At 34.8% G+C, this 14,023-nt stretch carries 14 protein-coding genes; all 14 read left to right on the top strand.

The genetic code is table 11. The annotated features are described in order from the left end of the window. Positions 1–82 precede the first annotated feature (82 nt). The 14 genes from ACZ0AH_RS22455 to ACZ0AH_RS22520 all read left to right on the top strand — a co-directional run bounded on the left by ACZ0AH_RS22455 (position 83) and on the right by ACZ0AH_RS22520 (position 13,888). Positions 83–631, top strand: a complete 549-nt coding sequence (locus tag ACZ0AH_RS22455) for an NADH-quinone oxidoreductase subunit B (protein WP_029271568.1) — start codon at positions 83–85, stop codon at positions 629–631. 1 nt (position 632) lies between these two features. Then, positions 633–1,154 carry an NADH-quinone oxidoreductase subunit C gene (locus ACZ0AH_RS22460; RefSeq protein ID WP_463477954.1) on the top strand — a complete coding sequence of 174 codons (522 nt, stop codon included), beginning with the start codon at positions 633–635 and terminating at the stop codon, positions 1,152–1,154. Positions 1,155–1,179: 25 nt separating this feature from the next. Next, complete coding sequence (locus ACZ0AH_RS22465; RefSeq protein WP_463477955.1) at positions 1,180–2,418, top strand: NADH-quinone oxidoreductase subunit D; 1,239 nt, start codon at positions 1,180–1,182, stop codon at positions 2,416–2,418. Positions 2,419–2,499: 81 nt separating this feature from the next. Further along, positions 2,500–3,030 carry a complex I 24 kDa subunit family protein gene (locus ACZ0AH_RS22470; protein ID WP_029271565.1) on the top strand — a complete coding sequence of 177 codons (531 nt, stop codon included), beginning with the start codon at positions 2,500–2,502 and terminating at the stop codon, positions 3,028–3,030. Between the two features lies 1 nt (position 3,031). Then, positions 3,032–4,402, top strand: coding sequence for an NADH-quinone oxidoreductase subunit NuoF (gene nuoF / locus ACZ0AH_RS22475; RefSeq protein WP_463477956.1), 1,371 nt, complete (start codon positions 3,032–3,034; stop codon positions 4,400–4,402). An 89-nt stretch (positions 4,403–4,491) separates the two neighbouring features. Beyond that, positions 4,492–5,523: an NADH-quinone oxidoreductase subunit G gene (locus ACZ0AH_RS22480; RefSeq protein WP_463477957.1), complete on the top strand. Its 1,032-nt coding sequence runs from the start codon at positions 4,492–4,494 to the stop codon at positions 5,521–5,523. Then, a complete protein-coding gene (gene nuoH, locus ACZ0AH_RS22485) occupies positions 5,523–6,581 on the top strand; it encodes an NADH-quinone oxidoreductase subunit NuoH (protein WP_463477958.1) in 1,059 nt (352 codons plus the stop codon). The genes ACZ0AH_RS22480 and nuoH overlap by 1 nt, the downstream gene beginning before the upstream one ends. Positions 6,582–6,750: 169 nt before the next feature. Further along, on the top strand, positions 6,751–7,296 hold the full coding sequence (locus tag ACZ0AH_RS22490; protein WP_463477959.1) for a NuoI/complex I 23 kDa subunit family protein: 546 nt from the start codon (positions 6,751–6,753) through the stop codon (positions 7,294–7,296). After that, positions 7,297–7,836, top strand: coding sequence for an NADH-quinone oxidoreductase subunit J family protein (locus tag ACZ0AH_RS22495; RefSeq protein ID WP_463477960.1), 540 nt, complete (start codon positions 7,297–7,299; stop codon positions 7,834–7,836). Continuing rightward, positions 7,836–8,156: an NADH-quinone oxidoreductase subunit NuoK gene (gene nuoK, locus ACZ0AH_RS22500; protein ID WP_017494599.1), complete on the top strand. Its 321-nt coding sequence runs from the start codon at positions 7,836–7,838 to the stop codon at positions 8,154–8,156. Before ACZ0AH_RS22495 ends, nuoK begins: the two co-directional genes overlap by 1 nt. A 6-nt stretch (positions 8,157–8,162) precedes the next feature. Beyond that, positions 8,163–10,046, top strand: coding sequence for an NADH-quinone oxidoreductase subunit L (gene nuoL, locus ACZ0AH_RS22505; protein WP_463477961.1), 1,884 nt, complete (start codon positions 8,163–8,165; stop codon positions 10,044–10,046). Positions 10,047–10,056: 10 nt separating this feature from the next. Further along, positions 10,057–11,496, top strand: coding sequence for a complex I subunit 4 family protein (locus ACZ0AH_RS22510; RefSeq protein ID WP_463477962.1), 1,440 nt, complete (start codon positions 10,057–10,059; stop codon positions 11,494–11,496). Positions 11,497–11,559: 63 nt separating this feature from the next. After that, positions 11,560–12,951, top strand: a complete 1,392-nt coding sequence (locus ACZ0AH_RS22515) for an NADH-quinone oxidoreductase subunit N (RefSeq protein ID WP_463477963.1) — start codon at positions 11,560–11,562, stop codon at positions 12,949–12,951. 163 nt (positions 12,952–13,114) lie between these two features. Beyond that, positions 13,115–13,888, top strand: coding sequence for a Bax inhibitor-1/YccA family protein (locus ACZ0AH_RS22520; RefSeq protein ID WP_463477964.1), 774 nt, complete (start codon positions 13,115–13,117; stop codon positions 13,886–13,888). The last annotated feature ends 135 nt before the right edge of the window (positions 13,889–14,023 follow it).

Below are 14,023 nucleotides of genomic sequence, written 5' to 3' on the forward strand. Positions count from 1 at the left end.
AAAGATTTAATGATATTAAATTGATTTTACTTTTTTACGATTTACCCAAATCTAAAATCTAGAATCTAAAATCTAAAATAAAATGAGCGATTCAAATGTAAATATGGTTGCGCCGCCGGAAGGAGTTGTAGGAGAAGGTTTCTTCGCTACAAAACTTAATGATGTTGTAGGTTTAGCAAGAGCTAATTCCTTATGGCCATTGCCGTTTGCAACTTCATGCTGTGGTATCGAATTCATGGCAACAATGGCTTCACATTACGATTTAGCACGATTTGGTTCTGAGCGTGTGAGTTTCTCTCCTCGTCAGGCAGATATGTTGATGGTAATGGGAACTATTTCTAAAAAAATGGCCCCTATTTTAAGACAGGTTTATGAACAAATGTCTGAGCCTCGCTGGGTAATAGCAGTTGGAGCTTGTGCTTCATCAGGAGGAATCTTCGATACTTATTCCGTTTTACAAGGAATTGACAAAGTAATTCCTGTTGATGTTTATGTACCAGGATGCCCGCCAAGACCAGAACAGATTGTCGATGGAGTAATGAAACTTCAAGAATTGGTAAGAAGCGAATCTGTTAGACGCAGAAGTTCTCCAGAATACCAAGAATTATTGGCTTCATATAATATTTCATAAGATGGCATTAGAAAATACCCTGATTCAGGATAAACTTACAGAAACATTTGACGCAAGTGTTTTTAACTTTCAACAAGAAAGAGATATTTTTTCACTGGAAACTACAGCTGACAAAATCACAGCTTTGATTCTTTTTCTGAAAAACGATTCTGATCTTCGTTTTCATTTTTTAACTGATTTATGCGGAGTTCACTATCCGGATAACGAAACAGAACGTCAGTTTGCAATAGTGTATCATTTACACAACTGGTACGAAAACAAACGTATAAAAATCAAAGTTTTTCTTAATGGCGAAAAACCAGAGATAAAAACCATTTCAAACATTTTCTTAAGTTCAAACTGGATGGAAAGAGAAACTTACGATTTCTTCGGAGTTAACTTTATAGGACATCCTCAGTTGAAACGTATTTTGAATATGGATGAAATGATATCGTTCCCAATGCGAAAAGAATTCCCAATGGAAGACAGCGGAAGAACTGATAAAGATGACAGATTCTTTGGAAGAACAACAACAAATTGCTAAAAAATAAATAATTCAACATTATAAAATGTCAGAACTATTATTACCACCAGAGCATCGCTATGCTAAAATAATTAAGGAGAAACTAAACGAAGACGGAAGCGAGCTTTCAGTACTAAATTTAGGTCCAACACACCCAGCTACCCACGGTATTTTTCAAAATATCTTATTGATGGATGGTGAAAGAATTCTGGAAGCTGAACCAACTATTGGTTACATCCACAGAGCTTTCGAAAAAATTGCCGAAAATCGTCCATTTTACCAAATTACGCCACTTACAGATCGTATGAACTATTGCTCCTCTCCTATTAATAATATGGGATGGTGGATGACTTTAGAAAAACTATTAAACATTGAAGTTCCTAAAAGAGCTCAGTATTTAAGAGTTATCATAATGGAATTGGCCCGTATTACAGATCACTTAATCTGTAACTCGATTTTGGGGGTTGATACTGGTGCGTATACTGGTTTCCTTTACGTTTTTCAATTTAGAGAAAAAATCTACGAAATCTACGAAGAAATTTGTGGAGCTCGTTTGACAACAAATATGGGAAGAATTGGTGGTTTTGAAAGAGATTGGTCTCCAGCCGCTTTCGAAAAACTAGACACTTTCCTTAAAGATTTTCCAGTTGCCTGGAAAGAATTCGAAAACTTATTCGAAAGAAACAGAATTTTCCTTGACAGAACTGTTGATGTAGGTGCTATTTCAGCTGAACAAGCAATGGCTTACGGATTTACAGGTCCAAACTTACGTGCTGCCGGAGTTGATTACGACGTTCGTGTTGCACAGCCTTATTCTTCTTACGAAGATTTCGATTTTATTGTTCCTGTTGGAAAATCAGGTGATACTTATGATCGTTTCTGTGTTCGTAATGCTGAAGTTTGGGAAAGTTTAAGCATTATCCGCCAAGCATTGGAAAAAATGCCAGCAGGAAACGAATATCATGCAGAAGTTCCTGATTACTACCTTCCTCCAAAAGAAGATGTTTACACTTCTATGGAATCTTTAATTTATCACTTTAAGATCGTAATGGGAGAAGTTCCTGTACCAGTTGCAGAAATTTACCACCCGGTAGAAGGAGGAAACGGAGAATTAGGATTCTATTTAGTCACAGACGGAAGCAGAACTCCATATAGATTACATTTCAGAAGACCTTGTTTTATTTATTACCAGGCATATCCTGAAATGATTAAAGGTTCTCTATTATCTGATGCAATTGTTATTCTATCAAGTTTAAATGTTATTGCCGGAGAATTAGATGCCTAAAAAATTTAGATTTTAGTCCCGAAGTCTCGGGATAGATTAAAAATTTGTGACTTTGCGCCTTAGTGGCAAAAAAAGAATAAAATGGAAAGAAAACATTACAAACAAGAAATAAACATGACTGAAGCATTGATGACTCGCATCAATGAATTAATCAGTCATTATCCTGAAGACAAAAGAAAATCAGCTTTACTGCCTGTTTTGCACGAAGTGCAGGATGCGCACGATAACTGGTTAAGTATCGAGTTACAGGATAAAGTTGCCGAAATTTTGCATATAAAACCAATTGAGGTTTACGAAGTGGTTACTTTTTATACCATGTATAACCAAAAACCAATTGGAAAATACATGTTCGAATTTTGCCAGACATCTTGTTGTTGTTTAAATGGTGCTGAAAATTTAATGGATTATACTTCTGAAAAATTAGGCATTAAGATGGGAGAAACAACTCCAGACGGAATGTTTACAATTGCCGGAGTAGAATGTTTAGGTGCTTGCGGATATGCTCCGATGATGCAATTAGGCGATTTTTACAAAGAAAAATTGACAGAAGAAAAAATCGATCAGTTAATCGCTGATTGTAGAGATGATAAAATAATATTACACGATAAATAAGATGTCACAGAAAATATTATTAGATAAAATCAACGTTCCGGGTATTAAAACCTACGAAGTATATCGCCAAAATGGTGGTTACGCTTCTGTAGAAAAAGCTTTGAAAACACTTACACCGGACGAAGTTGTTGAAGAAGTAAAAAAATCAGGTCTTCGTGGTCGTGGAGGTGCAGGTTTCCCTGCCGGAATGAAATGGAGTTTTATTGATAAAAAATCAGGCAAACCAAGACATTTAGTTTGCAACGCCGATGAGTCTGAACCAGGAACTTTCAAAGATCGTTATTTGATGGAATATATTCCTCACTTATTGATCGAAGGAATGATTACTTCAAGTTTTGCCTTGGGCGCTAACTTATCCTATATCTACATTCGTGGAGAATATATGTGGGTTTTTAAAATTTTAGAAAGAGCAATCGCCGAAGCAAAAGCTGCCGGTTGGTTAGGAAAAAATATATTAGGAACAGGTTACGATTTAGAATTACATGTTCACTGTGGAGCTGGTGCTTATATCTGTGGAGAAGAAACTGCACTTATAGAATCACTGGAAGGTAAAAGAGGAAATCCTCGTATTAAACCACCTTTTCCTGCGGTTTCAGGACTTTGGGCAAATCCAACAGTAGTAAATAATGTTGAAACTATTGCAACTGTGCCTTGGATCATCAACAATTCTGGTGATGATTATGCAAAAATTGGAATTGGACGTTCAACGGGAACTAAATTGATTTCTGCTTCAGGACATATCAAAAATCCAGGAGTCTACGAAATTGAATTAGGCTTAAGTGTTGATGAATTCATGAATTCTGATGAATATTTAGGAGGAATGTCTTCTAGCAGACCTTTGAAAGCATTTGTACCAGGAGGATCTTCAGTGCCAATTTTGCCTGCTGAATTGATTTTTAAAACAGCAAACGGCGAAGACAGATTAATGACTTACGAATCGTTAAGTGATGGTGGTTTCGCTACCGGATCGATGTTAGGTTCAGGAGGATTTATCGTTTACAATGATACTGCTTGTGTGGTAAGAAATACTTGGAATTTTGCTCGTTTTTATCACCACGAATCTTGCGGACAATGTACACCGTGCCGTGAAGGAACTGGATGGCTGGAAAAAATATTGTGGAGAATCGAAAACGGTCAGGGCCGTGAAGAAGATATCGAATTATTGTGGAGTATTCAAAGTAAAATTGAGGGTAACACAATTTGCCCGCTTGGTGACGCAGCTTCATGGCCAGTAGCCGCAGCGATTCGTCACTTTAGAGATGAGTTTGAATATCACGTTCGTTTCCCTGAAAAAATAAAAAACAGAGATCATTTTGTTGCTGAACCTTTCTCGCAAGTGAAACATTTAGTAGGCGGTAAAGTAATAATATAGTTTAAAATAGTTTCAAGTTTCACTTTATTTAGTTTCAGGTCTAACAGCATGGAACTTTAAACCTGAAACTAAAAAAACAAAGCAAAGAGATGAAAGTAACCATAGACGGTCAAAGTATAGACGTAGAACCAGGAACAACTATCCTGCAGGCTGCACGTATGATTGGTGGAGATTTAGTTCCGCCAGCCATGTGCTATTACTCAAAATTAAAAGGCAGCGGCGGTAAATGTCGTTGTTGTTTAGTTGAAGTTTCTAAAGGAAGTGAAGCCGACCCAAGACCAATGCCGAAACTTATGGCATCTTGTGTAACAGGATGTATGGACGGAATGGAAGTGAACAGCAAATCTTCTGATCGTGTGACAGAAGCCCGAAAATCTGTAACGGAATTTCTATTGATCAACCACCCGTTAGATTGCCCAATTTGTGATCAGGCTGGTGAATGTGATTTGCAAAATTTAAGTTTTGAGCACGGAAACCCGAAATCACGTTTTATTGAAGAAAAAAGAACATTTGAACCGGAAGATATTGGTCCAAATATTCAACTACATATGAACCGTTGTATCTTATGTCAAAGATGTGTACAAGTTGCAGATCAATTGACAGACAACAGAGTTCACGGCGTATTAGATCGTGGAGATCACGCTAATATTTCAACTTGCATTTCAAAAGCAATCGACAACGAGTTCTCAGGAAATATGATTGACGTTTGTCCGGTTGGTGCCTTAACGGATAAAACTTTCCGTTTTAAATCAAGAGTTTGGTTTAATAAACCTTACAACGCTCACAGAGAATGTACAACTCCGGGATGTTGTGGAAAAACAACCGTTTGGATGTTTGGTGGTGAAATTCAACGTGTGACTGGTCGTAAAGATGAGTACCATGAAGTGGAAGAATTCATTTGCAACTCTTGTCGTTTTGATCACAAAAATGTAAATGACTGGGTTATTGAAGGACCAAGAGAATTTGAAAAAGATTCTGTTATCAATCAAAATAACTACACTCAAAAATTAGAGAAAGTAGAAATCGATACTGAGAAAAATATCCTTTTAGGAAGAGATATCGACCGTAAAAAAATTAGTATGGCTGAAATTCCATTAAACACTAACAACAAAAATTCTTAATGATGGTAGATGGTGCGTTTGTTATAGAAAAGAGTGTTGTAATTGTTGTGGTTTTTGCCGTAACAATGATTATGGCAATGTATTCTACCTGGGCTGAACGTAAAGTTGCGGCTTTTCTTCAGGATCGTGTAGGTCCAAACCGTGCAGGTTGGGGTGGATTATTACAGCCTCTTGCAGATGGTATGAAATTATTTTCGAAAGAAGAATTTTTCCCAAATACGCCTAATAAATTTTTATTTATTGTAGGTCCGGCAATTGCCATGAGTACAGCTTTGATGACTAGTGCTGTTATTCCGTGGGGAGACAGATTGCATGTTTTTGGACGTGATGTTCTCTTGCAGGCTACAGATGTAAATATTGCTTTATTATATGTTTTTGGAGTAATCTCTGTTGGAGTTTACGGAATCATGATTGGTGGATGGGCTTCAAATAATAAATTCTCTTTGATGGGAGCTGTTCGTGCAGCTTCACAAATGGTTTCTTATGAAGTTGCTATGGGATTATCCATGATTGCTTTATTGATGATGACCGGAACTTTGAGCTTAAAAGAAATCTCTGAGCAACAGGCAGGAATGAACTGGAATGTTTTTTATCAACCTTTATCTTTCCTGATCTTCCTGATTTGTGCTTTCGCAGAAACGAATAGAACACCTTTCGATTTAGCAGAATGTGAATCTGAGTTGATTGGTGGTTATCATACAGAATATTCATCAATGAAAATGGGATTCTATTTATTTGCTGAATATGCAAATATGTTTATTTCGGCAACTATTATTTCTGTTTTATTCTTTGGAGGATACAATTATCCGGGAATGAGCTGGATGGTAGAAAATGCAGGAGTAAATCTTGCCAACGTTTTAGGAATCGCAGTATTATTTGCTAAAATATGTTTCTTCATATTTTTCTATATGTGGGTACGCTGGACAATTCCGAGATTTAGATATGATCAATTAATGAATTTAGGATGGAAAATTTTGATTCCGCTTTCGATCATTAATATCATGATTACCGGAGCTGTTATATTAAGACACGATATCGCAGCTGCTCTGGGATTCTAAGAACCGTAATGCCTATCCCTGATAGAAGCGGCATCCTTTTATAGTGGTCCCGAAGCCTCGGGAACAATAAAAGATACAGCGGATAGCAGGATTAAGCTTCAAATAAAAAATAAAATAGATTTTGAATTTGATGATCTCAAATTGTAAATCGTTAATCATACATTAAAAAATGTCAATAGAAACTATATCATTATCGGGTAGAAAAAAGTTGGTCTCTAACAAAGAGATGACTTTTTGGGAACGATTGTATCTTGTGGCGATTGTGAAAGGATTGCTTATCACTCTTAAACACTTATTCAGAAAAAAAGTGACGATTCACTATCCTGAACAAGTTCGTGAAATGAGTCCGGTTTATCGTGGTCAACATCAGTTGAAACGTGATGAACAAGGCCGCGAAAACTGCACGGCTTGCGGATTATGTGCCTTATCTTGTCCTGCTGAAGCCATCACAATGAAAGCTGCGGAACGTAAAGCTGACGAAAAACACTTATACAGAGAAGAAAAATACGCTTCGATTTATGAAATCAATATGCTGCGTTGCATTTTTTGTGGTTTATGTGAAGAAGCTTGTCCGAAAGATGCAATCTATTTGACAACTTCAAAAGTTTTAGTTCCTTCTAGTTATGAAAGAGAAGATTTCATTTTTGGAAAAGACAGATTAGTGATGCCTCTAGATGTGGCGATCAAAAACGCTCAACTTAATAATGCTAACTAAATGATACATATTCCTGATTTTGCACACGCTACTACTGTACAAATTATATTTTGTTTCTTAGCGTTTATAACGGTTGCAACCGCTTTTTTGACCATTTTTAGCAGAAATCCAATTCATAGTGCTATTTACTTAGTAATTTGTTTCTTTTCAATCGCTGGTCACTATTTATTATTAAACTCTCAATTTTTGGCAATTGTTCATATTATTGTCTACTCGGGAGCGATTATGATTTTGTTCCTGTTTACAATCATGTTGATGAACCTGAACGAACAACGAGATGTTCACAGACCAAGAATTACACGTTTAGGTGCGATTGTTTCTTTCTGTTTGATTCTTATTGTATTAATTGCCCTTTTCATCAACTCTAAACCAATTGTTGGTGAATACGATTCGACTGGTGAGGATTTTCAATCAATCAAAGTATTGGGTAAAATATTATTGAACGAATATATGGTTCCGTTTGAATTCGCTTCGATCTTGCTTTTAGTAGCGATGATTGGAACTGTATTATTGTCTAAAAAAGAAAAATTAAATAAATAATGGGTAATATATTAAATCAAATAGGTATCGAAAACTACATCTTTTTAAGTGTTGTACTTTTTTGTATTGGTATTTTTGGTGTATTGTACAGACGAAATGCTATTATCGTTTTCATGTCTATCGAAATCATGTTGAATGCTGTTAACCTTTTATTTGTTGCTTTTTCAACCTATCATCAAGATGCACAAGGGCAAGTTTTTGTGTTCTTTTCAATGGCAGTTGCAGCAGCTGAAGTTGCAGTAGGATTGGCTATTTTAGTTTCGATCTTTAGAAATTTAGGTTCGATTAGTATCGATAATTTAAAAAATTTAAAAGGATAAAAAGAAATGGATACCAATTTAGCTTTAATTTTAGTTTTATCTCCTTTCTTAGGATTTTTAATCAATGTTTTCTTTGGCAAAAGCTTAGGAAAAACAGTTTCCGGAATCATTGGGACTGTTGCCGTAGCGGTTTCTTTTATAGTTACCCTTGTCCTTTTTAATCAAATTACACAGACAAAACAAGCCATTCAGGTTACTTTATTTGATTGGATTCAAATTAGTAATCTTCATATTAATTTAGGATTTTTATTAGATCAGTTATCCATACTATGGTTGCTTTTTGTAACCGGAATTGGATCATTGATTCACTTATACTCTATTAGTTACATGCACGACGACGAGAATATGCACAAGTTTTTTGCATATTTAAATCTGTTCGTATTCTTCATGATTACACTTGTAATTGGAAGTAACTTATTAGTTTTATTTATTGGCTGGGAAGGTGTTGGACTTTGCTCGTACTTATTGATTGGATTCTGGCATAAAAACCAGGATTATAATGATGCTGCGAAAAAAGCTTTCATCATGAACCGAATTGGAGATTTAGGTTTATTAATCGGAATGTTCATTATTGGTTCAATGTTCTCGACTTTGGATTATGCAACTTTAAAAACTGCAATTGCCGGAGCTACTGACTTAAATATTCCGTTGCTTTCATTAGCTGCATTGTGTTTATTTATTGGTGCTTGTGGTAAATCTGCACAAATTCCGCTATATACCTGGTTACCTGATGCGATGGCTGGACCAACTCCGGTTTCTGCATTGATTCACGCTGCAACGATGGTTACGGCTGGTATCTTTATGGTAACAAGATTAAATTTTGTATTTGATTTAGCACCGGATGTTCAAACTGTTATTGCCGTTATTGGCGCTATAACTTCATTAGTAGCAGCTACAATTGGTTTGGTACAAACGGATATTAAAAAAGTATTGGCCTATTCTACCGTTTCTCAATTGGGATTAATGTTCCTTGCTTTGGGATTTGGTGCTTATGAAGTAGCTGTTTTTCACGTAATCACGCACGCTTTCTTCAAAGCTTGTTTATTCTTAGGTTCAGGATCTGTAATTCATGGTTTGCATGGAGAACAGGATATGCGTAAAATGGGTGGTTTGCGTAAAGCAATGCCAATCACTTTCTGGACAATGATGATTTCTTCATTGGCAATTTCAGGATTTCCTTTACTTTCAGGTTTCTTCTCTAAGGATGAAATTTTAATGACTGCTTTCCACCATAATATTTCGCTTTATGTTGTTGGATCTATTGCTTCAATAATGACTGCTTTTTATATGTTCAGATTGATGTTTTTGACTTTCTTTAAAGATTTTAGAGGAACTGAAGAACAAAAACACCACTTACATGAAAGCGACGGATTGATTACTTTCCCATTAATGATTTTAGCAATTTTAGCTGCTTTTGGCGGACTTATCAGTCTTCCTGGAAATAGTTGGCTGAATGAATATATGGCTCCGCTTTTCACGAAAGTGGCAGGCGAAGAACACCATTTAGGAACAACAGAATATGCCTTAATGGGCGTTGCAGTTGCAGGCTGTTTATTAGGTATGTTGATTGCTTACATCAAATACTTCAAACAGGACAATATTCCTGAAGCTGATGAAAACATAACTGGATTAACTAAGGTTTTATACAACAAATATTACGTAGACGAAATCTATGATGCGGTATTTGTTCGCTCTATAAACGGATTGTCAAGATTCTTTAGAGACTATATTGAAACAAGTTTATCTGCACTTGTTTTCGGATTAGGAAAAGTAACTAATGAATTGGCTTTTCAGGGTAAAAAACTGCAAAGTGGAAGTATCGGATTATATCTTTTTGCTTTCGTTTTAGGTCTTTGCGCCATTGTTTCTTATATATTTTTAGCTCAATAATTTTATAACTATGAACGTTTCCCTTATATTAATTATACTTTTAATTGGTGCATTTGTCACTTATTTTGTTGGTGACAAACTAGCATCTAAAGTAGCTTTGTTCTTTAGTTTGGCAGCTTTAGGCTGTTCGGTTGTATTGTTAAATCATTTTTTAGCTGGCGAGAATATCAGTTTAATCAATGCATGGATTACACAACCTAAAATTTCATTTGCGCTAAATGCTGATGGATTAGCAATTGCAATGCTTTTGTTAACCGTGGCTCTAACGCCAATTATTATATTCTCTTCTTTTGGGAATGAATATAAAAATGCTAAAGGTTTTTATGCTTTAATTTTATTTATGGCTTTTGCAATGACAGGAACTTTCCTTGCTGCAGATGGTCTTTTATATTATATTTTCTGGGAGCTTGCTCTAATTCCTATTTATTTTATTGCCCTCATTTGGGGTAACGGAGATGCTGAAGAACGCAGAAAAGCAGTAGTTAAATTCTTTATCTACACACTTGCTGGTTCATTATTCATGTTGGTTGCTTTTATTTATTTATACCAAAAAGCTGGAAGTTTCTTAATTGAGGATTTATATAAAGTAAATCTATCAGCTACAGAACAACTTTGGATATTCTTAGCTTTCTTTTTAGCGTATGCAATCAAAATTCCAATTATTCCTTTCCATACATGGCAGGCAAATGTTTACCAAAAAGCACCAACTGTTGGAACAATGCTTTTATCTGGTATCATGCTAAAAATGGGATTGTATAGTGTTATTCGTTGGCAATTGCCAATTGCACCTCTTGCTGCAAAAGAATACATGAATATCTTTATTGCTTTAGGAATTGCCGGGGTAATCTACGGATCAATCGTTGCTTTAAGACAAAAAGATTTAAAGAAATTATTGGCTTATTCATCATTAGCCCACGTTGGATTAATTGCTGCAGGAACTTACACTTTAACGATTGACGGTTTACGTGGAGCTGTTTTACAAATGATCGCTCACGGTTTTGTGGTAGTTGGATTATTCTATGCCGCAGAAATTATTTTCAGAAGATTCGAAACTAGAAATATTTCTGAAATGGGTGGTATTCGTACGCAATCTCCAAAATTTACTTCTATGTTTTTAATTTTGGTTTTAGCTTCGGTAGCTTTGCCAAGTACCTTTAATTTTGTTGGAGAATTCACCGTTTTATATAGTTTGTCTCAGGTTAATATTTGGTTTGCAGTTTTAGGCGGAACAACAATTATATTAGGAGCATATTATATGTTGAAAATGTTCCAAAATGTAATGTTGGGAGAAACCAATTCTAAAACTTTTGCAGATGTTTCTGTAAACGAAGGTATTTCATTGGTTGTAATTATTGCGGTTTTAATATTCTTCGGATTTTATCCAAAACCAATTACAGATTTGATTACGCCAAGTTTAGAAAATATTTTAAACGTTATCAATAAGAATTAATATTTAAATAAAAATAAATTAGGGCATCAGTAGTTTTTGATTTCCTAAATCAAAAAAACAAAAATGAATACATTAATAGCTATAACAGGATTGGGTATTTTTTGCCTATTGTTTGAAATTCTTAATTTAAGGAAAGCCATTATTCCTATAACCATTATTGGATTATTGGGCGTTTTGGTACTTAACTTTTACGAATTTGGATCAACAGCAAGTTATTACAACAATATGATCACAGTGAGTAAATTCTCAACTGCATTTTCATCATTGTTTATTATTCTGACCATTTTTCTGGTAGCCTTAAGTCATAATTTTTACGAAAATCACCAAACAAAGATTTCCGATTATGTTGCCATAAAAGTATTTTTATTAGCCGGAGCAGTTGCAATGGTTTCTTTTGGAAACTTAGCAATGTTCTTTTTAGGAATCGAAATTTTATCAATCGCATTATATGTTCTTGCAGCAAGTGACCGATTGAATTTAAAAAGTAACGAAGCAGGTATGAAATACTTTTTGATGGGATCTTTCGCATCTGGAATTATTTTATTCGGAATCTGTTTGATTTACGGAGCTATGGGAAGCTTTGACGTTGTTGAAATCAGCGAAAGCTCTTTATCTGCCGAATTACCAATCTGGTTTCCAATCGGGATGATTTTAATGACAATCGGAATGTTGTTTAAAGTAGCTGCAGTTCCATTTCATTTTTGGGCTCCGGATGTTTACGAAGGTTCACCGGCATTAACAACTGCTTTAATGAGTACATTAGCAAAAGTGGTTGCAATTGCGACACTTTACAAACTTATTTCAGCTTTAAATTTAATTCCTTCTCTTGATAATCAAGATCTTTTAGGCACATTTGAAACTATTGTTGTCATCATTTCAATAGCATCTATGACGGTTGGAAATATAATGGCATTGCGTCAGGTAAATGTAAAACGTATGTTGGCATTCTCAGGAATATCTCACGCAGGTTTCATGTTGATGACTTTATTAACTGTTGCAACATCAGCAGGAGTTTTATTATATTACACAGCTGCTTATGCACTTGCCGGAATTGCTGCTTTTAGCGTTATTCTATATGTATGTAAAAATCAGGATAACGAAGATGTTACCAACTTTCACGGTTTAGGAAAAACAAATCCGTTATTGGCTGCAATACTTACAGGTTCGTTACTATCTATGGCCGGTATTCCAATTTTTTCCGGATTCTTTGCTAAGTTATTCTTATTTAATCAAACTATTCAGGCAGGTTATATTGCTTTAGTAATTGTTGCTGTTATAAATTCAATTATAAGTGTAGGATATTATTTCAAATTAATTTTGGCTATGTATTCTAAAGAACCTAATCAGGAACGTACAGGGAAACCTTTTCTTATTTATGCAGTTGCTATTATTTCGATTGGTTTAAATATTCTTTTAGGTTTATTCCCATCATTAGTTTTAGACTTATTGAAATAAAAAATTCAATCCTAAAATAGAAAAATCCATTCGTTATCGCGAATGGATTTTTTGTTTTACGGCTATTCTGTTACGACTAAAAATTCATGTTAAAAATTTAACGGAAACAATTACACATCAAAAAAACTCCATATATTTGGGTACAATTAAATGTATTAGAAATATGAACTTCAATTCAAAAAATCCATTTTTAAGCGACAAGCGTTTTTCATCAAATGCTGTTTCAAAAGCTGAAGAAGTACACGAAGCACAAATTATTGATTACAATCAGGAAATGACTTTGTCAGGTACTATTAATAAAACAGCTATTTTGTTTTTAATATTATGTGCATCATCTATGGTTACGTGGTGGATGGCATTTAACGGAATGAATCCTCTTTTGCCTGCTATTGGAGGCGCAGTTATTGGTTTCATTCTTGTATTGGTTTCTGTATTTAAACCTCAGGCTTCTCCGTATTTAGCTCCGGGTTATGCTTTATTTGAAGGTTTATTTATAGGAGGAATTTCGGCAATATTCGAACTAAAATATCCGGGAATCGTAATTAATGCAGTTAGTGCAACATTAGTAACATTTTTGGTTTGTTTAGGTTTATATAAATTCAAAATTGTAAAAGTAACAGAGCAATTTAGATCTGTAGTTATAGCAGCTACATTAGCAATAGCAACCTATTATTTAATTTCCTGGTTAGCATCTTTGATATTCAATTTCACTCCGGTACATTATGGAAATGGAATGATGAGTATTGGAATTAGCGTTTTTGTAATTATTATCGCAGCCTTAAACTTGTTTTTAGATTTTGATCAAATTGAAAGAGGGGTTCAGGAAAGAATGCCAAAATTCATGGAATGGTATGGTGCAATGGGATTAATGATCACACTAGTTTGGTTATATATCGAATTTTTAAGATTACTATCTAAATTAGCAAACAATAAATAGTTTTCTACAACAAAACAGAGAAAGCCTTTTTGAAAATTCAAAAAGGCTTTTTTTATGCTCAAAAATCAATCAAAACAGCAGGGCTTTCATTCTATTAATTTCCCCCTATTTTAAATAATTAATTCTTCAATTTTA

The organism is Flavobacterium sp. AC105, assembly GCF_979258495.1.

What these genes read in the sequence shown, in the direction of transcription:
- ACZ0AH_RS22515 (WP_463477963.1), top strand. Translation starts at nt 11,560, where the DNA reads ATGAATACATTAATAGCTATAACAGGATTGGGTATTTTTTGCCTATTG.
- nuoL (WP_463477961.1), top strand. Translation starts at nt 8,163, where the DNA reads ATGGATACCAATTTAGCTTTAATTTTAGTTTTATCTCCTTTCTTAGGA.
- ACZ0AH_RS22480 (WP_463477957.1), top strand. Translation starts at nt 4,492, where the DNA reads ATGAAAGTAACCATAGACGGTCAAAGTATAGACGTAGAACCAGGAACA.
- ACZ0AH_RS22490 (WP_463477959.1), top strand. Translation starts at nt 6,751, where the DNA reads ATGTCAATAGAAACTATATCATTATCGGGTAGAAAAAAGTTGGTCTCT.
- ACZ0AH_RS22465 (WP_463477955.1), top strand. Translation starts at nt 1,180, where the DNA reads ATGTCAGAACTATTATTACCACCAGAGCATCGCTATGCTAAAATAATT.
- ACZ0AH_RS22460 (WP_463477954.1), top strand. Translation starts at nt 633, where the DNA reads ATGGCATTAGAAAATACCCTGATTCAGGATAAACTTACAGAAACATTT.
- nuoK (WP_017494599.1), top strand. Translation starts at nt 7,836, where the DNA reads ATGGGTAATATATTAAATCAAATAGGTATCGAAAACTACATCTTTTTA.
- ACZ0AH_RS22495 (WP_463477960.1), top strand. Translation starts at nt 7,297, where the DNA reads ATGATACATATTCCTGATTTTGCACACGCTACTACTGTACAAATTATA.
- ACZ0AH_RS22520 (WP_463477964.1), top strand. Translation starts at nt 13,115, where the DNA reads ATGAACTTCAATTCAAAAAATCCATTTTTAAGCGACAAGCGTTTTTCA.
- ACZ0AH_RS22510 (WP_463477962.1), top strand. Translation starts at nt 10,057, where the DNA reads ATGAACGTTTCCCTTATATTAATTATACTTTTAATTGGTGCATTTGTC.
- ACZ0AH_RS22470 (WP_029271565.1), top strand. Translation starts at nt 2,500, where the DNA reads ATGGAAAGAAAACATTACAAACAAGAAATAAACATGACTGAAGCATTG.
- nuoF (WP_463477956.1), top strand. Translation starts at nt 3,032, where the DNA reads ATGTCACAGAAAATATTATTAGATAAAATCAACGTTCCGGGTATTAAA.
- ACZ0AH_RS22455 (WP_029271568.1), top strand. Translation starts at nt 83, where the DNA reads ATGAGCGATTCAAATGTAAATATGGTTGCGCCGCCGGAAGGAGTTGTA.
- nuoH (WP_463477958.1), top strand. Translation starts at nt 5,523, where the DNA reads ATGATGGTAGATGGTGCGTTTGTTATAGAAAAGAGTGTTGTAATTGTT.